Below are 21579 nucleotides of genomic sequence, written 5' to 3' on the forward strand. Positions count from 1 at the left end.
AGTGCCGTGGCGGAGTGTCGGGGCGACGTGCCGAGACGGTATGCCGTGGGGACGGCTCAGAGCATGCCGTGCGACTCGCGGCCGCAGAGCTGGTCCGGCATCCCCGGGACGGGCTGTGCGCCGTCGTCGCCGATCGCGACGATGCGGTTGCTCTCGTCGACATGCACCACGCGGGGCCGGTGCGAGGAGATCTCGGTCTCGTCGAGCTGGCCGTAGGCCATGAGGATCACGAGGTCACCAGGGGCCACGAGATGGGCGGCGGCGCCGTTGATGCCGATCACGCCGCTGCCGCGCTCGCCCTCGATCACATAGGTGGTGAGGCGGTGACCATTGGTGATGTCCACGATCGTGACCTGCTCGTTCTCGACGAGACCGGCCGCCTCGGTGAGAACGGGGTCGATCGTCACCGAGCCCACGTAGTGCAGGTCTGCCTGCGTGACGGTGGCTCGGTGGATCTTCGAGGTCATAAGTGTGCGCAACATCGTCCTTCCAGTCTCCCACGGTCGGCACATGCGGGATGATGGCGGTGTTCGTATCGTCAGGAGGATCACCATGCCCAAGGCCCGTCGTCGTTCCGCCCACAGGGGGGAACGTTTCGAGGACATGGCTCTGCCCGATGAACTGATCGGCGTCCTCGCCGATCAGGGACTCGAGCGGGCCTTCGAGATCCAGTCGGCGATCCTGCCGGATGCTCTGGCAGGACGCGACGTCCTGGCACGCGCAGAGACCGGCTCGGGCAAGACCCTCGCCTTCACCCTGGCGATGACCTCACGCTTCCGCGGGCGCAAGGTGCACCGCAAGCGCCCGCTGGGCGTCGTGCTGGTCCCCACGCGTGAGCTCGCCGTCCAGGTCGTCGACACCATCCACCCCTTCGCCCGCGCGGTCGGGGTGAAGGCACAGCTCGTCGCCGGTGGGATGAACATCGAGAAGCAGGCCGACGCGATCAACCGCGGCGTCGGGATCGTCGTCGCGACACCGGGGCGTCTGATCGACCTCGCCGAGCGCGGCGCGCTCGAGCTGGACCTCGTCGAGAGCACGGTCGTCGACGAGGCGGACCACATGGCCGACCTCGGCTTCCTGCCCGATGTGCGCGACATCCTCGCCGCCATCCCGATGGGCACCCAGAAGATGCTGTTCTCCGCCACGCTCGACGGCCAGGTCGAGGAGATCGTCGACACCTTCCTGGTCGACCCCGTGAGCCACGAGACGACCCCGGTCAGCGCGGCCGTGACCACGATGGATCACCACGTGCTCGCGATCGAGCCGTCGGCCAAGCGGTCGGTCACCGCGCAGCTCGGCGCCCGCGAGGGCCGCACCCTGATGTTCACCCGCACCCAGCTCGGCGCCGAGCGCGTCGCCCAGGAGCTGCTCGAGGTCGGCGTGCGCGCGGCCGCGCTGCACGGCAACAAGCAGCAGGGGCTGCGCATCAACGTGCTGGCCGGCTTCCGCGAGGGTGCCTATCCGGTGCTCGTCGCGACAGACGTCGCGGCCCGTGGCCTCCACATCGATGACGTCACGATGGTGGTCCACGTCGACCCGTCCGACGATCTCAAGGAGTACGTGCACCGCTCCGGTCGCACGGCCCGCGCCGGCGCCACGGGCGTGGTGGTCACGCTGGCTCTGCCGCACCAGGTGAACAGGACCCGCGGGATCATCCGCGACGCCGGGGTCGAGGCCACCTGGGCGGATGTCGCGACCGCGGAGGACCCGGCGCTCGAGCTGCTCGGAGGGCAGGATCCCGCCGGGGAGCCCGCGGAGGACCCGGCACTCGTGAAGTACAAGGGCGCGCCCCGCAAGCTCGACATCGGACGCACCTCCGGGGCGGATGCCCGCCGTGCCGAGGAGCGCCGTGCGAACGAGGAGCGCCGCGCCTCCTGGGAGGAGGATCCCGCGACCGACGCGACCGAGGGGACGAATGCCGGGGGTCGTGGGGGCCGCAGCGCCGGGGGTCGCACTGCCGGAGGACGCGCAGCTGGTGGTCGCGGTGCTGGTTCTCGTGGTGGCGGTGCCGGGGACCGCGGCGCCGGTACGAGGACTCGAGGCGCGCGCGGGGACGCCGGCGCCGAGGAGTCTCGCCAGGGCGGGCCGCGGTCGGGCGGTGGTCGCGCGGTCGGTGGCCGTCGTGGACAGCGCACTGCGGAGGCCGCCGGGCGGGACGCCCAGGACCGCGGCCGAGGACGTGGTGGTGCAGGCCGGGACGGCGCCGGCGAGCGCGGCGGCCAGGCCGGCGGTCGCGGAGGCAAGGGCGGCACCGGGAAGGGTGGTGCCGGGAAGGGTGGCGCGCGAGGCAGCTCCGGTGCCCCGTCCCGCAGCCCACGTCGAGGAGGTGGACGGTGAGCATCAGCACGTTCGACCTGTTCAAGATCGGTATCGGGCCCTCCAGCTCGCACACGGTCGGTCCGATGCGCGCGGCGGCCCAGTTCGCCCACGACGTGCTCGAGGACGAACAGGTCGGGCCGCGGGTCGCCCAGGTGGAGGTGCACCTGTACGGGTCGCTCGCCGCCACCGCCACAGGGCACGGCACCCTGGACGCCGTGGTCATGGGTCTGGAAGGCTCTGATCCCGAGACCGTCGACCCGATCTCCGGGCGGGAGCGCGTGGCCAGGATCGAGGCCGAGGGCGGATTGCTGCTGGGCGGCCGGCTCGAGGTGGATCTGCGACCTTCTGCCATCGTGCTGCACCCTCTGACCTTCCTGCCCCAGCACTCCAACGGGATGACCTTCCTGGCCCTGGACGCCGCGGGCGAGGAGCTCGTGCGTCGGCCCATGTTCTCCGTCGGAGGCGGCTTCGTGGTCGACGAGGCGGATATGGACCGCTCGATCGCCGAGGTCGCCGCGGAGGGTGAGGGCAGCGCGATCTTCACCACCGGCGACGAACTGCTGCGGGTGTGCGAGGACCAGGGCATCTCCGTCTCCGAGGCGATGCTGCAGCGCGAGCGCCAGTGGCGCAGCGACGAGGAGATCCGCTCCGGCCTGCTCACCATCTGGCAGTCCATGGACGACTGCATCCGGCGGGGCACCGCCACCAGCGGGACCCTTCCCGGCGGGCTCGAGGTCAAGCGCCGCGCCGCCTCCTGGTACGACTCGCTGAGCGCCGAGGACCCGGTGCGCCTGCCGATGAACGCCTTCGAGTGGGTCTCCCTCGCCGCCCTCGCGGTGAATGAGGAGAACGCCGCCGGCGGCCGCGTCGTCACCGCGCCCACCAACGGCGCCGCGGGAATCATCCCGGCGGTGCTGTTCTTCGCGACCACCTACATCGACGGGGTCGACCCCGACGAGATCGCCGTGCGCTTCCTGCTCACGGCCGGCGCGATCGGCTCCCTGTACAAAGAGCACGCCTCGATCTCCGGCGCGGAGGTCGGCTGCCAGGGCGAGGTCGGCTCGGCCTGCTCGATGGCCGCCGCGGCCCTGTCCGAGGCGATGGGCGGCAAGCCCGCCCAGGTCGAGAACGCCGCCGAGATCGCGATGGAGCATAATCTCGGACTGACCTGCGACCCCGTCGGCGGTCTGGTGCAGGTTCCCTGCATCGAGCGCAATGCCATGGCCGCGGTCAAGGCGATCACCGCGGCACGGTTCGCGCTGCGCGGCACCGGCGAGCACTTCGTCTCCCTGGACACGGTCATCGAGACCATGCGCCAGACCGGCAAGGACATGAACGAACGCTACAAGGAGACCGCGATGGGCGGTCTCGCGGTCACCGCGGTGCCCGTCAGCGTCCCGGACTGCTGAACCGCACCTCGCGCGGCACCGACGCCGCGCCGAGATGATCTCGGACCAGAGCACGCAGCTCCTCCGGGAGCGGAGCGGCGTCCGCCGGGATCCCCGCAGGTAGCGTCACCTCGGCGACGGTGCACGGTCCGAGCTCCGCATCATGCACGACCCGCAGCTGGACTGCCGTGACTCCCGGGTGGGTGCGCAGCAGGCGCACCACGGCGATCGGATCGTGCACCATGCCGCCCGGGCTGAGGGCGTCATCGGTGCGGCCGGTGATCCGGACGGTGCCGTCGGTGTCGATCTCACCTCGATCGGTGAAGAACGTGCGCCCCGCGGTGAACGGGGTGCGGGCCAGCAGCCGGCCGTCGCGCTCGCGCAGGCGGATGCCGCGCAGCGGGCGGCCGTCGACGGCGAGCGGGCCCGTCTCCGCCGTGCCGTAGACGTCGTGCACACGCGCTCTGAAGTGCCGGGACAGATCGGCTCGCAGCTGCGGGGACAGGACATCGGATCCGGAGATCACGCGCTCCATGCGGACCGGCCGGTTCCCGCCCAGCTCGCGGTCGGCGAGCATGAGCTCGACCAGATGGACTGGGGCGCCGGCGAGCAGGTCCATGGCGTGCCGATGCAGCAGATCCACCCGCTCGGCGGCAGGAAGATGGGACAGATCCAGCAACGGGCAGCCGAGAGCGAGGGCACCGAGCGCCACCAGGAGTCCGTGCCCGTGCACCCCGGGGGCGGCGCTGGCCACCCGGCGACCCGGGCGCAGGCCGATCCGTCGGCCGAGATCCAGCAGGGTGAGGAACTGCGACGGCGTGAGCGGGCCTCGGCGCCGCGGCGAGAGGTGCTCGGTGACACCGCTGGATCGCAGCTCGAGCGGGGCATCGCTGGAGAGCGCGGTGACCATGATCTGTCGCAGCGGCGCGTGCGCCGGAAGCAGGTTCCACGGGGAATGGCCGCGTCCCGGCAGTGCCGATCCGGGACGATGCCGATACAGCTGCGCCTGAGCGAGCAGCTCTTGCGCCGTGAGCGTGCCGAACCTGTCGATGAGCACCACCGCGCGCGGTGCCAGGGCGACCCGCGCACGCAGGGTGGCCGAGACCGGGAGCATCTTCACCGGGCCACCTCCTCCTTCACGATTCCCACTGCGACCATCACGTCGAATCCCACCATTATTCCGCCCGGGAGACTCACCAGGAGCCGCGGCGAGAGGCACCAGGAGAGAGAATTCGATCCCGCACGCCGGGCTCATGGGCGGCGCGCGCCGCGAGATGCATCAGATGCCGGTCCGTGGGCACGCCATCCTCGGAATCGGCCGTGTGCTGGCACAGGGGGCCGGTCAGATCCGATGGCGACGATCGAGACCGCTCGGACGAGCCGGCTCCGGCGATGACAACTGGGAGACGGCGGCATCGAGGGCCCCGAGATCCCACGATAGTCCTACTGCCTGCGTCTCCGCCGATCTGCCCGGCCCTTGAACTCGGTGGCAAGGATGCTAGCATTCTGGCATGGTAGATGCTTCGGATTCCTCCGCCCGTGCACCCAAGGTGCAGTTCAACGTGTACCTGCCCAAGGGCCTCGTGGTCGCGGTCAAGCACCGCGCGATCGATGAGTCCACCAGCCTCAGCGCCCTCGTCGAGACCGCGCTGACGCAGTACCTCACCCCCTCCACCACCCAGCGCGACGACGCCTGAGGAGATATCGACATGACCGAACATCCTGCTGCAGCCCACCGAACCACCCCGGATCCCCGTGCCTTCGCGGTGTTCCCGCTGCGGTTCACGGCGAACCCTCGCGCGCTCATCGACTTCCTCTGCGTCGTGGGGATGGCCCCGCTGCTGACCTCGCCGAGCGATCAGTACGCCGAGCTCGTCGCCGGCGGCGGTGGTCGCGTGATGGTCCATTCCGCATCGACCTCGGCGACGCTCTCCCCGGCCGGGGAGACCCAGCTGAGCATGGTCGTGCGCTCCGCCGACGCCGCGGCCGAGCAGCTGCGCGAGGCCGGGCTCGAGGTGACGGTCTGGGACGAGGCCTATGGGCGCCAGAGGAACATCGCCGGGCCTCATGGCGAGGCGATCGGCCTGAACGAGGATCAGGAGGACCACTACGGCTACGTCGCCCATGACGGCGCTGGAGCGGACGCCCGGCTGTCCGTGGTCGCCGTCCGAGCCGGCGCCGTAGGGGCCGAGCGGGACCGTGACGTCGAGTTCTTCGGTGCCCCCGGATTCGTTCCGGCCGACGCGGGCAGTCCGTCCTACCGGGCCCTCGCGAACCCGGGTTCCGGCGGGATCGGCCTGCACGCCCCGGCCGAGGGGGAGTCGGCCTCCAGGCCCGGAAGGGACCCGGCCCATCCAGATCTGCGGATCCCGCTCGTCCACCTCGGCTTCACGACCACCGAGGATCTCGGGGAGCTTGCCGCGCGGCTCACGGCGAGCGGTCATCCCGCGCGTGTGGTCGAGGGTGGGGCGGTGCGCAGCGTCCATGTCACCGATCCTGACGGTCAGCACCTGGAGATCCACCCCGCGGTGTGACACGGGGTGCTCGGGTCGCGTCGGGCGTCATCCCTCGGCCTCGGGCGAAAGACATCAGCGACGAGTCGTCAGTCGTCATTCCGGGCATCAGACGTCGGACGTCCACGCGGTGGACGGTGCCCGTGACGTGGGTCTCCTGCGATACGGTTGGCGCGTCCGTTACGCCCCGGCGGCCCCGGGGCCCGTGAACCAGGAGTACTCATGACTGACGACGCCGCCACCGGGATCGAGAACCTCTCCCAGGAGACCCGCACCTTCTCCCCCTCCTCCGAGTTCGTCCAGAACGCGGTCGGCCGCCCCTCCCTCTACGAGGAGGCCGAGCGCGACAGACTGGCCTTCTGGAGGGCGCGGGCGAGCCTGCTCAGCTGGAAGACCCCCTTCACCGAGACCCTCGACTGGACCGATCCGCCGTTCGCGAAGTGGTTCGCCGACGGCACCTTGAACGCCGCCTACAACTGCGTGGACCGGCATGTGGAGTCCGGGCACGGAGAGCAGGTCGCGCTGTACGCCGAGTATGAGGACGGCTCCGATGCGACCTTCACCTACGCCGAGGTCAAGGACGAGATCAGCAAGATGGCGAACGTCCTCACGGACCTCGGGGTGAAGACCGGCGACCGTGTCGCCATCTACCTGCCGATGATCCCGGAGGCGACCTTCGCGATGCTGGCCTGCGCCCGTATCGGCGCCCCGCACTCCCTCGTCTTCGGCGGCTTCAGCGCCGACGCCCTGCGTTCGCGCATCGAGGACGCCGATGCGCGGGTCGTCATCACCGCCGACGGCCAGAACCGCCGCGGGAAGCAGCTGCCGCTGAAGCCCGCCGTCGACGAGGCGCTCGCCGGCGGCGGCGACAGCGTCGAGAAGGTCCTCGTGGTCCGTCGCACCGGTGGCGACGTCGAGTGGACCGAGGGCCGCGACGTCTGGTGGCACGAAGCCCGCGAGAGCGCGTCCACCCAGCACGAGCCCGTCTGGGTGGAGGCGGAGCACCCGCTGTTCATCCTCTACACCTCCGGCACCACCGGGAAGCCCAAGGGCATCATCCACACCACGGGCGGGTACCTCACGCAGGCCGCGTACACCCACCGCGCCGTCTTCGACATCAAGCCGTCCTCGGACGTCTACTGGTGCACGGCGGACGTCGGCTGGGTCACCGGCCACACGTACGTGGTCTACGGGCCGATGGCCAACCGCACCACCCAGGTGATCTACGAGGGCACGCCGGACAGCCCCCACCAGGGTCGGTGGTGGGAGATCATCGAGAAGTACAAGGTCACCCAGTTCTACTCCTCGCCCACGGCGATCCGTACCGCGATGAAGTGGGGCGAGGAGATCCCGGCGAAGTTCGACCTGTCCTCGCTGCGTCTGCTCGGCAGCGTCGGAGAGGCGATCAACCCCGAGGCATGGATGTGGTACCGCCGCGTGATCGGCGGGGACCGCTGCCCGATCGTCGACACCTGGTGGCAGACGGAGACCGGCGGCATCATGATCTCCCCGCTGCCGGGCATCACCTCGACCAAGCCGGGCTCGGCGCAGGTCGCGCTGCCCGGCATCAGCGCAGACGTCGTCGACGAGTCCGGGAAGCCGGTCGCGAACGGCGAGGGCGGCTACCTGGTGATCGACAAGCCGTGGCCGGGCATGCTGCGCGGCATCTGGGGCGACCCGGAGCGCTTCAAGGAGACCTACTGGTCGCGGTTCGAGGGGATGTACTTCGCCGGCGACGGCGCCAAGCGCGACGAGGACGGCGACATCTGGCTGCTGGGCCGCGTGGACGACGTCATGAACGTCTCCGGGCACCGCCTGTCGACGATGGAGATCGAGTCCGCCCTGGTCAGCCACGAGTGGGTGGCCGAGGCCGCGGTGGTCGGCGCGAACGACGAGACGACCGGGCAGGCGCCGGTCGCCTTCGTGATCCTGCGCTCGGGCAATGACGAGGCGATCTCCGCCGCCGGTGGCGAGGAGAAGGTGCCCGAGATGCTCCGTGCCCACGTGGGCAAGGAGATCGGCCCGATCGCCAAGCCCAGGAAGGTGCTCGTGGTCTCCGAGCTGCCGAAGACCCGTTCCGGCAAGATCATGCGCCGCCTGCTGCGGGACGTCGCCGAGAACCGTGAGGTCGGGGACACCCAGACCCTCGCCGACGCGTCGGTCATGGACCTCATCCAGAAGGGACTGGGCGGCAAGGACTGACCCACGGCTCCGTCTCCGGAGCTCGCTCCGTCCACGGAGCACGATCACAGGCGGGCGCCCCGGTTCATGACCGGGGCGCCCGCCCGTGCGTGGTGTCCGGGACGGGACGGAGTCAGCGGGAACTGGTCACGTCTGCGGCAGACGGTCACGTCAGCGGGAGCTGGTCACGTCAGCGGGAGACGGTCACGTTCCCGAGCTCGGAGGTCACCGTGAGGGTGCCCACCTCGTCCCCTGTCCGTGCGGTGAAGCTCGGATCCACATTCCGTTCGCCGAGCTCGGTGCTCGCCGTGACGGACCACTGGGTGGTCCCCGGTGCGGTGAGGTCGACGTCGCCCAGCTCGGAGCTGACGGTCACGTCGCCGCTCGCGTCCACCGGCAGCAGCAGGTCGGCGTTGCCCACCGACGTGGTCACCTCGACCGTGTCCGGGGTGGGGCCCTCGAGCTCCACCTCGACATCGCCCACGTCGCTCGTCACTCTCAGCCCGCCCGGGGTGGTCACGGAGGCGAGGCGCACGTCTCCCACCTCGGAGGCCACCGCGAGGGAGGAGAACGTCCCCGTGGCGTCGACATCGCCCACGGTGGAGGTCAGATCGAGAGACAGGTCGAGGTCGTGCGGGACGAGCAGGAGAAGGTCACGCGTGTCGTTCTCCCAGGGAATCGCGGCCGGTCCTCCGGGTTGGCGCACGGTGATGCTCGGGGCATCGGCCCCGCCCGTGCGGTCGATGGAGGCCTGCGCCGTCGCGCCGGCCGCCGGCAGCGTCGTCGAGCCCTCCTCGACGAAGGCCAGGGTGACCTGGTCGACGTCCGCAGATCGCAGGACGTGCACGTTGCCGAGGTCATTGGTGATCTCGAGTGCGCTGGGGGTTCCGAGGCCGGTCGTGGCCGGGATCTCGGAGAAGCTGCGCGTGGTGAGCCAGCTCGACACCGAGACCGCGGTGAGCCCCAGCAGGAGCAGGAGCAGCACGATCGCTCCGAGGAGCGTGATCAGCAGCCGCCATGACCTGTCGCCCTGCGGGGACGGGGACAGTCGTCGGCCCGGCTCGAGCACGGATCCTCGAGCGGAGTCGGGTCCAGGGGCAGGGCCGGGCCCTGGTGCGGGGCCGGGTAGAGGGGCAGAGCCGGGCCCATGCGGAGGTCGGGGTGCGGACTGCAGGGTGGTCATGATCGGTCCTCGGATTCCAGGTAGCGCAGCACGGCCATCACCCGACGGTTCTCTCCGTCCACAGGGGGGAGGTCGAGCTTGGTGAGCAGGGAGGAGATGTGCTTCTCCACGCTGCCGGCGGAGACGAACAGGGCGTCGGCGATCGCCTGGTTGGCTCTGCCCTGGGCCATCAGGGAGAGGACCTCGCGCTCGCGCGGGGTCAGACCCTCCAGGGTCCGACGGCGACGGGAGCGGATGAAGATCTGCTGGACCACCTCGGGATCCAGCCAGGTGCCCCCGTTCCCGACGTCGGTGACCACGGAGAGGAAGTCGTCGACGTCGGCCACCCTGTCCTTGAGCACGTAGCCCAGGCTGTGCGGGGAGTCGGCGATCAGGTCCGAGGCGTAGCGCTCCTCGACGTACTGCGAGAGCACCAGCAGGGCCACGTCGGGATCCTGCTGGCGGATGAGCATCGCGGCCCGAACGCCCTCGTCGGTGAACGTCGGCGGCATGCGCACATCGATCACGGCGAGATCGGGCTGGTGATGGGAGACCGCGCTGAGCAGGGCGGTGGCGTCGCCGACAGCGGCGACGACCTCGTGCCCGGCGTCGGTGAGCAGGCGCTCCACGCCGGCTCTCAGCAGCACGGCGTCGTCGGCGATCACGATCCTCATCGGAGGGCCTCCTGGGTGTCGGGTCCTGCGGGTGACGCCGCCGGGGGCGGAGCATCGGCCTGGGTGGCCTGGGTGGCCTGGGTGGCCTGGGTGGCGTCGGCCGTGTGCGCCGTGCGAGCAGCGGGGTCGGTGCGCGCGTCACGGAGCTGGCCGACGGCAAGGGGGAGCAGGGGGAGTCTGGCGTCCAGGACGGTGCCGCCCTCCGCCGGGCTGATCACCTCGAGCCGCCCGCCTGTCGCCCGGACCCGGTCGGTGAGTCCGGCGAGACCGGTGGAGAGCCCGTCGCGGCGCACCGTCGCCCCGCCCCGTCCGTCGTCCTGGATCCGTACCTGCAGCGCGGCAGGGCTCTGGCTCACCCGGACGCTCGCCCGGGAGGCCCCGGAGTGCTTGGCCACATTGGTGAGTGCCTCGGAGACGACGAAATACGCGACGGCCTCCCTCTCGCGGTCCAGTCGAGGAGCGCCGGATCCGGCGAGCTCGACCTCCAGCTCCACGGGGATCCGGGAGCGGGCGGCGAGAGCGGAGAGCGCCGCATCCAGCCCGCGGTCGGTCAGCACTGCCGGATGGATGCCGCGGGCGAGCTGGCGCAGGTCCGTCATGACGGCCTTCGACTCGGCGTGCGCCTGGTCCACGAGGTCGGCGGCGCGGTCGGGATCGGTGCGGATGGCCAGCTTCGCCATCCCGAGGGTCATGGCCAGGCTGACCAGGCGTGGCTGCACGCCGTCGTGGAGATCCCGTTCGATGCGCAGCCGCTCCTGGGCGGCCGCGTCGACCGCGCCCTGGCGACGCTCGGCGAGCTCGGCGACCTGCTCGCGCAGATCATCTTCGGAGCCGGAGATGAGCAGCCGGGCCAGTCCCCGATCCGCGAGCGCCCCGAGCACCAGGGCGAGCGCGGCGAGCAGCACGAGGGTCGTGGCGATGATGCCCAGCATCCAGCGGGAGAGGTCGATCCCTCCGACCTGCAGCGGGCCATGGCGCAGCGCGATGTCGCCGGCGCTCCATCCCAGCCACAGCAGGGACACGAAGAGGGTAAAGAACAGGCCTGCCACGAACATCGCGACGTGGTGGTGCAGGGCGCCGCGCCAGAAGGCGCTCGAGCCGAGCTCGAGCCAGCGGTCGTGGATCCAGCCGCCGACCCCGATGCGCCGCGAGCGACGGCGGGACGGCAGGATCACGGAGATCCCGTGCACGGCGATGGCGCGACGCCGCTCGATCCGGACCGCACCCTGCATGAGCAGGAGCCAGGGGACGATCAGCAGCAGGCCGGAGCCGAGGGCGGGCAGGGCGCTGAGGCCCGTGAACAGCAGAGCCAGGCTGATCCAGAACCAGGAGACGAAGAGGAGGCCTCCCAGGAGCACGGAGGCGAGCGCCGCGGCGTGCAGCCGGGGTTGCGGAGCCACCGGTGGCGGCGCAGAGATGTCTTCCATGCCCCTGACAGTATTCGTGATGGCGGGTGCGGCCTACAGGGCCCTCCGACGTCCTGGACGGGGGAAAACCCCCGGACAGGAGTCGAGAGGGCCGATCCGCGGACGGCGTGAGGGGTCGCACTGGCCAGGTCGTGCCCGGACCGGGCCAGAAATGCGGTTCAATGGGTCCATGAGCAGTGATGCGAGCGCTTCGTCCGACGAGACCATCGATCCCGGATCCGACACCGGTACTCCGCCCGGAGAGGAGGGTCGCAGCGGTCAGGTCGTCGACGGTGTCGACGAGGCCGCCGCCGAGCTGGCGCAGTCCGGCCAGGAGCGCGGCACCCTGCGCGACGTCGCCGACTCCCTCGGCATCTCCAGCGCCGTCGCGCTGCGTGCCCTGCGCGGTTCCGACGAGATCAAGCCCAATATGGCGAGCAAGGTGCGCGAGACCGCAGAGCGCCTCCACTTCCCGCTCGAGGAGCTCAGCGACGAGGCGGATCACCGCGGAGTCGTCGCCGTGCTCGTGAACACGATGCGCAACACCTGGATCTCCGACCTGGTGCGCTCGATCCGGATCGAGCTGGCCGCGACCGGCCGCTCCGCCGTCGTGGTCCCCACCCGACGCCGGCTCCCCGAATACCCGGTGGCCGCGGACACCGATGCGATCGAGTCGCTCGTGGACCTCGGCGTCGACGGCTTCCTGATGATCTCCGACCTCGCCGACATGGACACCGTGATCGAGGCGACCGCCGGCCGTCCCTTCGTGGGCATCGGATGCTCGAAGAGCTTCGTGGGGAAGTTCGACACCGTGCGGATCGATGACGAGGTGGGACAGGGCCTGCTGGTCGACCACCTGGTCGGCCTGGGGCATCGCGAGATCGCCCATATCGGGGGAGTGGGCGCCGCGGTCGCCCGCGAGCGGGCTGACGCCTTCCGTTCCGCGATGGAGCGCCACGGCCTCGGCGAGAACGCCCGCATCGAGCCCGGAGACTTCACCGAGCAGGTCGGGCAGACCGCCGGTTCGATGCTGCTGCGGGGCAGCAAGGTTCCCACTGCGGTCACCTGCGCGAACGACGTCACGGCGGTCGGGCTGCTCTCGGCGGCCCGCGAGGCCGGCATCTCGGTGCCCGAGGAGCTCGCCGTCGCCGGCTACGGCAACACCTCCCTGGCCGCCTCCGGCGTCTCCCAGCTGACGAGTGTGGATCCCAACTCCTCCCGGCTCGGTGCGCTCGCCGCGCAGTTCCTGGTCGAGCGGGTCTCGGGTCTGGAAGCTCCGGCACGCGACGTCGCGGTCGCCCCGTCGATCGTGGTGAGACGATCGAGCTCGGCCGGTCCCCGGCCCGAGTCCACGAAGCGCAAGCGGATCTCGGTCGACTGACTGCGACCGCACGATCCCCCTCTCCGCCCCGAGCGCGCCCCGCGCCCTCAAGACACGATTCCCGACACCCTGCGTTAGGCTCTGACCATGATCAACACCACGAACGATCCGAGCACACCGCCCACCCAGCGGTCCATCGGTGAACTCGTCCAGTCCATCCGGGACGAGCTCCTCGGCGTTGTCCATCACGAGATCGACATCGCCAAGAAGGAGATCACCGGGATCGCGATCAAGGCCGGCATCATCGCCGCCTGTGCCGCGGTGCTGCTGTTCCTGCTCCTCTCGGCCTGGGTGATGCTGCTGTTCGCCGCCGCGACCGGCCTCCAGGCCCTCGGCCTGCCCTACTGGGCCTCCTTCCTCATCGTCGCCGGCGTGTTCATCCTGATCTCGGCGATCGCTGGTCTGGTCGCCTTCCTGGTCTCGAAGAAGATCAAGGCGCCGGAGACCACGATCGAGACGGCCCAGTCCGCCGTCGACGCCGTCCAGGGCAAGCGCCGCAGCAACGCCGTCTCCTACGACGACACGTTCGAGGAGCTCTACGGCAAGCAGGTCAGCTCCCGCGCGGAGTGACCAGATCCCGCGCGGAGCGATCTGCTCGCACGGGGTGATCAGGTCTCGCGCGGACTGATCCGCCGTGGCCACCTCGGATCCCCGCGGAGGATCGCAGAAGCCGGTCCCTGGGGGATCGCAGGGTGATCCCTGCGATCCTCCGGCCCTCGGAGGGCAGGGAGCCGCCACCTGGGCAGTACCCTGGTCTGCGTGACTCTCCACCTGCATGACACCGCCACCCGCCAGACTGCGCCGTTCACCCCGGTGCGCGACGGGGCGGTGTCGTTGTACGTCTGCGGGCCGACGACGCAGGGCGCCCCGCATCTCGGCCATCTGCGCACCTTCCTCGCCTTCGATGTGCTGGTGCGCTGGCTGGAGCGCAGCGGGTACGCCGTCACCCACGTCCGCAACGTCACCGACATCGAGGACAAGATCCTCGCGAAGTCCGCCGAGGCGGACGTCGCCTGGTGGGCCTGGTCGCTGCGCTTCGAGCGGGAGTTCCAGGACGTGCTGGACAACCTGGGGAACCGTCGGCCCACCTATGAGCCGCGGGCCACCGGGCATGTGCCGGAGATGATCGAGCTGATGCAGCTCCTCATCGAGCGGGGACATGCCTACGCCGACGGCGAGGGGTCGGTGTACTTCGACGTCGCCTCCCACCACTCCTACGGCTCGCTGACGCGGCAGAGCATCGAGGACATGCAGGACGCGGGCGAGGAGATGGAGCCGGGCAAGCGGCACCCCCGCGACTTCGCGCTCTGGAAGGCGGCGAAGGCCACCGAGCCCGGCACCGCCTCCTGGGAGACCCCCTTCGGGAGGGGCCGACCGGGCTGGCACCTCGAGTGCTCGGCCATGAGTCGCAAGTACCTCGGAGAGACCTTCGACATCCATGCCGGGGGCCTCGACCTGCGCTTCCCGCACCATGAGAACGAGCAGGCGCAGTCCCACGCCGCAGGCTTCGGGTTCGCGCGGCAGTGGATGCACTCCGGCGTGCTCACCGTGGACGGGCTCAAGATGGGCAAGAGTCTGGACAACTTCGTCACCGCCGAGAAGGCCCTGGCGGAGCACCCTGCCGCCGCCGTCCGCTACGCCATGGTGAGCGGCCACTACCGGGCATCGGTCGAGTACAACGCGACGGCCATGCGCGAGGCCGAGGTGGTGTGGGAGCGCTTCTCGGCCACGGCCCTCCGCGCCGCGGAGCTGCTCGGCGAGGATCCTCTGGCCGGACCCGGCGCGGATCTCGCGTCCGTCACCCTCCCGGAGGCTTTCGTCGCAGCGATGGACGACGACCTCGCGGTGCCCGAGGCGCTGGCTGTCGTCCATCACGAGCAGGCGGCGCTGAACTCGCTGCTCGCCGCGGGCGCCGCAGCGGAGGAGGTCGCCCCCGGGCTGGGCCGCCTGCGCGCCATGCTCGACGTGCTGGGCCTGGACCCGCTCGCCGAGCAGTGGGGGAGCACCACCGACAGCGCCGGCGCGGAGCATGCCGCGCTGGACGCACTGATCACCACCCAGCTGGCCGCTCGTGCAGCGGCTCGCGCCGAGAAGGACTGGGCCCTTGCGGATGCCCTGCGGGACGCCCTGAGCGCCGCAGGCATCCGTGTCGAGGACGGCCAGGGCGGCGCACGCTGGACTCTCGAGACCACGGACTGAGGAGAACACCCATGGCAGGCAACAGCTCGCGTCGCGGCGCGATGCGCAAGGGCAAGAAGGGCGCGACCGTCGGATCCGGCGGCGTGCGCCGTCGAGCGCTCGAGGGCAAGGGGCCGACGCCCCGCGCCGAGGACAGGCCGTACCACAAGAAGTACGTGGCGTCGTCGGGAGGCGGTACCGGCTCCGGCGGACAGCCCCGGCGCAGCGGGCTCAGCACCAAGGGCGGACGGAAGGCCCCGGGCAGCGATCTGGTGGCAGGGCGCAATGCCGTGCTGGAGGCGCTCGAGGAGAAGGTCCCCGCGACCCAGCTCACGGTCATGGTGCGCATGGACTCCGACGAGCGCGTGCGCGAGATCATGCGGCTGGCCACGGCGCAGGGTCTCCCGATCGCCGAGGCCTCCCGCACCGACCTGGACCGGATGACGGACCATTCGGTGCATCAGGGCGTGGCCCTGACCATGCCCGCGTACGAGTACGCCGAGGTCGACGACCTCCTCGGGATCGCCGCGGAGGCCTTCGAGACGCCGCTGCTGGTCGCGCTGGACGGCATCACCGATCCCCGCAACCTCGGAGCGGTCCTGCGCTGCGCGGATGCCTTCGGCGCCCATGGCGTGATCCTGCCCGAGCGACGCAGCGCCTCGATGACCGCGAGCGTCTGGAAGGTCGCCGCCGGCGCCGCCGGTCGCGTGCGCGTCGCCCAGGTCACCAACCTCAACCGCACGCTCACCTCCCTCAAGGAGCAGGGCGTGTTCGTGCTCGGCCTCGATGCGGACGGCGACGTCACCTCCCGCGGACTCGAGCTCAGCACCCAGCCCACCGTGCTGGTCGTCGGCGCCGAGGGCAAGGGCCTCTCGCGCCTCGCACGGGAGATCAGCGACCAGGTGGTGTCGATCCCGATGCCGGGTCGTGCCGAGTCGCTGAACGCCTCGGTGGCCGCGGCCATCGCCCTGTACGAGATCTCCGGGGTCCGGGCGGCGCACGGTCGAGCCTGATCCCTCGAGCCAGGCCTCGAGCCGGAGCCCTGGATCCTGATTCCGGGCGCCGGACGCGTCGAGGCAGCTCACGACAGCAGGGCCCGTCCCGGAGCGATCCGGGACGGGCCCTGCTGTCGTCGTATCGTCAGGCTAGCGGCACCCCTCAGGCAGGGTCCGCGGGCGGATCCGGGTCGATGGTGCCGTTCGCCGTCCCGTGATCGGCTTGCCCGGACCGGCGCAGACCGCGCACCGGCATGATCACGTACGGCAGCGCCAGCTGGATCACCGGACCGAGGCCGACAGCGTAGAGGAAGGTGCCCGCGCCCACCGGCCCGCCCAGCAGCCACCCCGTGCCCAGCACGAGGATCTCGAGCACGATCCGCACCGGTCCGACCGGCCGGCCCAGCCGCCGTGAGAGACCGGTCATCAGACCATCGCGAGCCCCTGGGCCGAGCTGCGCCCCGATGTACACGGCGGCACTGACGCCGTTGATCACCACTCCGGTGACCGCCAGCAGGATCCCGGTGATCAGCGAGGGCGCGGCGGGCAGCACGAGCATCCCGAGGTCGATGCTGACCCCTACCCAGATGGCGTTCGAGATGGTGCCGATCCCCACCTGCTCGCGCAACGGGATCCACAGCAGCAGGACCACGAAGCTGACCGCGATGCTGAGGGTGCCGACGCTCAGGCCGGCTCGATCGGCGAGGGCGGAGTGGAGGACGTCCCAGGGGGCGCCGCCGAGCCCGGAGCGCAGCAGCATCGCCAGGGAGAACCCGAAACCTGTCAGCCCCACCATCATCTGGAGGAGGCGCAACGGGAGGCGGTCGATCCTCAGCTGGTCGCGGAAGGAGACGTTCGAGAGCTCAGGGGTGGGCACGGCCATGTCGCAGCAGGACCCGTCAGGAGTCGAAGTTCGGCAGCGCCGAGGTCTCGGTGGTCACGAGAGACTTCTCGTCGGGCCGGTGGATGAGGACGTTGAGGATGTAGTGCCGCACGGTCTCGTCGAGGCTCACGTCGGTCCCGGCCTTCTCGGACAGGAACCACTTGTGCTCGAGCACCTCGTGGAAGAACTCCGGCGGCTCGAGCTTGGAGCGCATCGAGCGGGGGATGGCGCGGACCACGGGCTCGTACTGCGTCTGCAGCCACTCGTGGGCGACGAACTCCTCGTCCTCGGCCTGCTGCTCGGTGGCTGCTCCGTACTGGTCCAGCTCGTTCAGGAGACGGCGCGCCTGGTTCTCCTGCGCGTCGATGCCGGTGAGCCGCATGAGCCGACGCGCGTGGTGACCGGCGTCGACGACCTTGGGGAGGATCGACAGGCTGGTGCCGTCGAGGTCGGTGGTGATCTCGAGCTCGCCCACGTCGAAACCCAGACGGTTGAGCTTCTCGATCCGCGCGGACACCCTCCAGCGCTCGTCGGCCGAGAACCGCTCGCGCTCGGTGAGGGCCGCCCACAGCTCTTCGTAACGGCGCACCAGGTCATCGCCCACCTCGACCGGATCGGCCTCGGGGTCGAACATGTCGCCGGCCTGCAGGTCCATCAGCTCACCGATGATGTTCGTCCGTGCGAGGTCCAGGTCGTAGGCACGCTGGCCGTCGGTCAGCTGCTCGTGCAGAGTGCCGGTCTCGACATCGACGATGTAGGCGGCGAAGGCACCTGCGTCACGGCGGAACAGAGTGTTGGAGAGGGAGACGTCTCCCCAGTAGAAGCCCTCGATATGCAGATGCACGAGCAGCACGGCCAGGGCGTCGAGCAGGCGGTGCGCGGTGTCCTCGCGGGAGACCTGGCTGAACACGGCGCGGTAGGGGAGCGAGAACTGCAGGTGCCGGGTGACGAGCATGGCATCCAGGGGTTCGCCGTCCGGGGTCGAGCGCCCGGAGATCACCGCGAAGGGTACGACGGAGGGCACACCGATGCGTCCCAGCAGACGGAGCATCTCGTACTCACGCTTGGCGAGGCTGTGGTTGATCTCCTTGAGGGCGAGGACGCGCCCGGAGACCCGCACGAACCGCACGACGTGACGGGAGATGCCGCGGGGGAGGGCGGCGAGGATCTCCTCGGGCCAGTCCTCCAGCGGCTGGTCCCAGGGGAGGTCCAGCAGTTCGGGATCGGCCCGGGACGCAGTGATCTCCAGGGGTGCCATTGCTCCATTGTCTCCCGTTCCGGGCCGCAGTGCCCACTCATCGCCCTATTTTCACCGGAGGACTACGGAAACCTCACGCCGGTTTCCCGGAATCGCCGGGAACGACGACGGGCGCCCGGCAGAAGCCGGACGCCCGTCGAGGGTTGCTGCTGGAGATCAGTCGCCCAGGCGCTGACCGTTCTTCGCGTCGAAGAGGTGGATGTGGCCCTCGCTCGGACGGAAGTAGACGGTGTCACCCTTCAGCGGGGGCTTCCGGGCGTCGACGCGTGCGATGAACGGCTTCGCCGTCTCCTCGCTGCCGACGCGGCGGCCGTAGATGAACGCATCCGCACCGAGCTCCTCGACGAGGTCGACCTCGACGGCGATGCCCTGGTCGTCCGAGACGAGCTCGAGATCCTCGGGGCGCACGCCGACGGTGACCGAGGTCTCGTTGGTCTCGGAGAGGGTGGAGCGGTCCACGGGGAGCACGGCACCGCCGAACTCGACGCCCTGATCGGTGAGCTTCGTGTCGAAGAGGTTCATGGCGGGGGAGCCGATGAAGCCGGCCACGAACACGTTGTTCGGGTGGTCGTACATACGACGCGGGGAGTCGATCTGCTGGAGCACGCCGCGATCGAGGACCGCCACGCGGTCACCCATCGTCATGGCCTCGGTCTGGTCGTGGGTGACGTAGACCGTGGTGACGCCGAGACGACGCTGCAGCGAGGCGATCTGCGTACGGGTGGACACGCGGAGCTTCGCGTCGAGGTTCGACAGCGGCTCATCCATGAGGAAGACCTGGGGGGAGCGGACGATCGCACGGCCCATGGCGACACGCTGGCGCTGACCACCGGAGAGCGCCTTGGGCTTGCGGTCGAGGTACTCGGTGAGGTCCAGGATCTCGGCGGCATCCTCGACGCGCTTGCGGATCTCGGCCTTGGGGTTGCCGGCGATCTTCAGGGCGAAGCCCATGTTGTCGGCCACCGTCATGTGCGGGTACAGCGCGTAGTTCTGGAACACCATCGCGATGTCGCGGTCCTTCGGCGGGACGTCGGTCACGTCGCGGTCGCCGATGAGGATGCGGCCGGCGTCGATCTCCTCGAGGCCGGCGAGCATGCGCAGCGAGGTCGACTTGCCGCAACCGGACGGGCCGACGAGGACGAGGAACTCGCCGTCGCCGATCTCGATGTTCAGGTTGTCGACCGCCGGGCGCTCCTGGCCCGGGTAGACGCGTGATGCGTTGTCGAAAGTCACTGTTGCCATGGTGGTACTCCTTCACCGGCAGGTACGTGCCGGACGGTCCGTTGTGAAGTGATGGTCACCGGTCTCGAGCGTCCCTCGCAGGGAGGTGCGTCCTTGCACCGGCCCGGCGAGTGTATCCCACGTCTCATCGTTTCGGAAAACCCTGTCCAGGGGCCGTGCGGCACTGCGCACGGCACCCGGTACCGCACCCCGCGCGCCACCCCGGAGGCAGGCGGCGGAACCGGCGGGACAGCGACGGAAACCTGCGGGATACTGGGTGGGTGGATACCACTGAGCTGACCCGGAAGATCCTCGACCGCCGTGTGAAGGAGACCGACCCGCTGCGGATCGTGCAAGCCGGCCATCCCGCGCTGCGTCGTCCGTCTCTGTCCGCCGGCGGACGACTGCAGATCGATCTCCTGCTGGAGCTGGTGGACGCCATGACGATCACGATGCGCGAGGCGCCGGGAGTGGGCCTCGCCGCTCCCCAGGTCGGGCTGCCGCTGGCCCTCTATGTCCTCGAGGACCGGTCTGAGAGCGCCGACGAGGGCGACGAGGATCCCTGGGAACGCTCACCGGTTCCGCTTCGTGCCCTCCTGGATCCGCAGGTCGATCTGCTGGGCGAACAGCGCGTCTATGCCTGGGAGGGATGCCTGTCGGTGGACGGCTGGCAGTCGATCGTTCCCCGGTCCCGACGGGTCCGGGTGCGCGCCACCGAGCTCCTCCCCGGTGGCGAGCTGCGGGAGATCGACGAGGAGCACCAGGGGTGGCCCGCGCGGATCCTGCAGCACGAGACCGACCATCTGGCCGGGACCCTGTGCCATGACCTGATGGTGCCGCGCTCCTTCATCGAGGCCGGGTACACGCCGCACTACCAGGATCTCGGCGAGGCCGTCCGTCTGCTGGACCTGCGCGGGGAGATCGCTGAGCTCGCCCCGGGCCAGGTCGTCGTCGGCTGAACGCTCCGCACGTCGCCTGTCGTCCCGCCGCCCGTCGTCCCGTCGCCCGTCGCGCGTCGTCCCGTCGTCCGTCGCGTCCTCGCGGGGCGCGGATGTGCGGTAGACCGCTCGGGACGGCGTCCTGCCAGCCGGGGACGGTAGCTTGACCCTGTTCACGACACGAGACGAACGGAGCTGATGGTGAGCACGAGCGACCGGCACACCCCGGAGATCGACCAGGACGACAGCGGTGAGTTCCGCGAGGAGCTCGACGAACGCTGGCTCACGGTGATCGACGCCGCGATGAAGGTGCAGACTCCGCTCGCGCACCGCTATGTCGAGCAGCAGCGGGCCAAATATCCCGAGGACACGCCGCGTCAGCACCTGGAGAGGGTCACGGGTCGCTTCACGGCCCTGATGACCCTGACCGGCGCAGGCATCGGCGGGGTCGCGGCGCTGCCCGGGCTCGGCACGGTCGCAGCCCTGGGCCTGACCGTCGGCGAGGGAGTCTCCTTCGCGGAGGCCTGCGCCTTCCTGGCCCTCGCGGCCGCGGAGATCCACGACGTGGACATGTCCGACAAGAACACGCGCCGCCTGGTCCTGATGGGTGTGCTCAGCGGAGAGCGGGGCACCGAGATCATCGCCAAGGCGATGGGCAAGCAGGGCCTGCAGTGGAATGCCGTGCTCGGCGGGGGCGGCGGCTTCCTCCCCGGTCTGGTGAGCAAGCAGATCTCCCGCTATGTGCGCAGGCGCGTCGTGGCCCGCTCCAGCAAGCTGTGGCTGGGAAGGCTCCTGCCCTTCGGGATCGGCGCGATCATCGGCGGCTTCGGCGCACGGTCCGTGTCCCGGTCCGTCGTCGACGCGATGCTGGAGATCTTCTCCCAGGCCCCGACCCTCGACGGTGAGCTCGCCGACTCCGCACCGCGGGCGGATCGCCTGGACCGCTGAGGCTCGATGAGGCCCGCTGAGGCTCGATGAGCCCCGGTGGGAAGTCGGAAGCACCCGGAGGGAGCACGACCCCACCGGAGGGGGCAGAACAGCAGGAGAGGGCCGACCCCGCGGGGTCGGCCCGCACCTGCTGT

At 70.4% G+C, this 21579-nt stretch carries 19 protein-coding genes; 11 read left to right on the forward strand and 8 right to left on the reverse strand.

The window, feature by feature from the left end:
- Positions 1-56 precede the first annotated feature (56 nt).
- The gene (panD, locus tag ACT3UL_RS15225; RefSeq protein WP_444579158.1) at positions 57-482 is read right to left on the reverse strand and encodes an aspartate 1-decarboxylase; all 426 of its coding nucleotides are present in this window, start codon (positions 480-482) and stop codon (positions 57-59) included.
- 121 nt (positions 483-603) lie between these two features.
- Between panD and ACT3UL_RS15230 the strand changes: the two genes are divergently transcribed.
- The gene (locus ACT3UL_RS15230) at positions 604-2337 is read left to right on the forward strand and encodes a DEAD/DEAH box helicase (protein ID WP_444579160.1); all 1734 of its coding nucleotides are present in this window, start codon (positions 604-606) and stop codon (positions 2335-2337) included.
- Positions 2334-3728: an L-serine ammonia-lyase gene (locus ACT3UL_RS15235; protein WP_444579161.1), complete on the forward strand. Its 1395-nt coding sequence runs from the start codon at positions 2334-2336 to the stop codon at positions 3726-3728. Before ACT3UL_RS15230 ends, ACT3UL_RS15235 begins: the two co-directional genes overlap by 4 nt.
- Here ACT3UL_RS15235 and ACT3UL_RS15240 read toward each other — a convergent pair.
- Complete coding sequence (locus ACT3UL_RS15240; protein WP_444579187.1) at positions 3709-4821, reverse strand: AMP-binding protein; 1113 nt, start codon at positions 4819-4821, stop codon at positions 3709-3711. The genes ACT3UL_RS15235 and ACT3UL_RS15240 overlap by 20 nt on opposite strands.
- A gap of 397 nt (positions 4822-5218) precedes the next feature.
- Between ACT3UL_RS15240 and ACT3UL_RS15245 the strand changes: the two genes are divergently transcribed.
- From ACT3UL_RS15245 to acs, 3 genes are all read left to right on the forward strand, one after another.
- Positions 5219-5404 carry a ribbon-helix-helix domain-containing protein gene (locus ACT3UL_RS15245; protein WP_444579162.1) on the forward strand — a complete coding sequence of 62 codons (186 nt, stop codon included), beginning with the start codon at positions 5219-5221 and terminating at the stop codon, positions 5402-5404.
- Positions 5405-5416: 12 nt separating this feature from the next.
- Positions 5417-6241: a hypothetical protein gene (locus ACT3UL_RS15250; protein WP_444579163.1), complete on the forward strand. Its 825-nt coding sequence runs from the start codon at positions 5417-5419 to the stop codon at positions 6239-6241.
- Between the two features lie 201 nt (positions 6242-6442).
- Positions 6443-8422 (forward strand): acetate--CoA ligase, encoded by a 1980-nt coding sequence (gene acs, locus ACT3UL_RS15255; protein ID WP_444579165.1) that lies wholly within the window; start codon positions 6443-6445, stop codon positions 8420-8422.
- A gap of 169 nt (positions 8423-8591) precedes the next feature.
- Here the strand turns inward: acs and ACT3UL_RS15260 are convergent, their stop codons facing one another.
- From ACT3UL_RS15260 to ACT3UL_RS15270, 3 genes are all read right to left on the reverse strand, one after another.
- Positions 8592-9470, reverse strand: coding sequence for a DUF4097 family beta strand repeat-containing protein (locus ACT3UL_RS15260; RefSeq protein WP_444579166.1), 879 nt, complete (start codon positions 9468-9470; stop codon positions 8592-8594).
- 110 nt (positions 9471-9580) lie between these two features.
- Positions 9581-10237 (reverse strand): response regulator, encoded by a 657-nt coding sequence (locus tag ACT3UL_RS15265; protein ID WP_444579167.1) that lies wholly within the window; start codon positions 10235-10237, stop codon positions 9581-9583.
- On the reverse strand, positions 10234-11664 hold the full coding sequence (locus tag ACT3UL_RS15270; protein ID WP_444579169.1) for a sensor histidine kinase: 1431 nt from the start codon (positions 11662-11664) through the stop codon (positions 10234-10236). Before ACT3UL_RS15270 ends, ACT3UL_RS15265 begins: the two co-directional genes overlap by 4 nt.
- Before the next feature lie 169 nt (positions 11665-11833).
- Between ACT3UL_RS15270 and ACT3UL_RS15275 the strand changes: the two genes are divergently transcribed.
- The 4 genes from ACT3UL_RS15275 (at position 11834) to rlmB (ending at position 16215) form a co-directional block, all read left to right on the forward strand.
- Complete coding sequence (locus ACT3UL_RS15275) at positions 11834-13024, forward strand: LacI family DNA-binding transcriptional regulator (RefSeq protein WP_444579170.1); 1191 nt, start codon at positions 11834-11836, stop codon at positions 13022-13024.
- An 87-nt stretch (positions 13025-13111) separates the two neighbouring features.
- Positions 13112-13594 (forward strand): phage holin family protein, encoded by a 483-nt coding sequence (locus ACT3UL_RS15280; protein ID WP_444579172.1) that lies wholly within the window; start codon positions 13112-13114, stop codon positions 13592-13594.
- Between the two features lie 189 nt (positions 13595-13783).
- Positions 13784-15223: a cysteine--tRNA ligase gene (cysS, locus tag ACT3UL_RS15285; protein WP_444579174.1), complete on the forward strand. Its 1440-nt coding sequence runs from the start codon at positions 13784-13786 to the stop codon at positions 15221-15223.
- Between the two features lie 11 nt (positions 15224-15234).
- Positions 15235-16215 carry a 23S rRNA (guanosine(2251)-2'-O)-methyltransferase RlmB gene (rlmB, locus tag ACT3UL_RS15290; protein ID WP_444579175.1) on the forward strand — a complete coding sequence of 327 codons (981 nt, stop codon included), beginning with the start codon at positions 15235-15237 and terminating at the stop codon, positions 16213-16215.
- A gap of 145 nt (positions 16216-16360) precedes the next feature.
- Here the strand turns inward: rlmB and yczE are convergent, their stop codons facing one another.
- The 3 genes from yczE to ACT3UL_RS15305 form a co-directional block, all read right to left on the reverse strand.
- On the reverse strand, positions 16361-17080 hold the full coding sequence (gene yczE, locus ACT3UL_RS15295) for a membrane protein YczE (RefSeq protein WP_444579176.1): 720 nt from the start codon (positions 17078-17080) through the stop codon (positions 16361-16363).
- Positions 17081-17096: 16 nt separating this feature from the next.
- Positions 17097-18338, reverse strand: coding sequence for a DUF4032 domain-containing protein (locus ACT3UL_RS15300; protein WP_444579178.1), 1242 nt, complete (start codon positions 18336-18338; stop codon positions 17097-17099).
- A gap of 156 nt (positions 18339-18494) precedes the next feature.
- On the reverse strand, positions 18495-19580 hold the full coding sequence (locus tag ACT3UL_RS15305) for an ABC transporter ATP-binding protein (protein ID WP_444579179.1): 1086 nt from the start codon (positions 19578-19580) through the stop codon (positions 18495-18497).
- Between the two features lie 260 nt (positions 19581-19840).
- Between ACT3UL_RS15305 and ACT3UL_RS15310 the strand changes: the two genes are divergently transcribed.
- Together ACT3UL_RS15310 and ACT3UL_RS15315 are read left to right on the forward strand one after the other, a co-directional pair.
- A complete protein-coding gene (locus ACT3UL_RS15310; protein WP_444579181.1) occupies positions 19841-20518 on the forward strand; it encodes a peptide deformylase in 678 nt (225 codons plus the stop codon).
- Between the two features lie 180 nt (positions 20519-20698).
- Complete coding sequence (locus ACT3UL_RS15315; protein WP_444579182.1) at positions 20699-21445, forward strand: hypothetical protein; 747 nt, start codon at positions 20699-20701, stop codon at positions 21443-21445.
- Positions 21446-21579: the final 134 nt, after the last annotated feature.

Origin of the sequence: Brachybacterium sp. 107 (assembly GCF_052379725.1) — a bacterium.
GTDB lineage: Bacteria > Actinomycetota > Actinomycetes > Actinomycetales > Dermabacteraceae > Brachybacterium.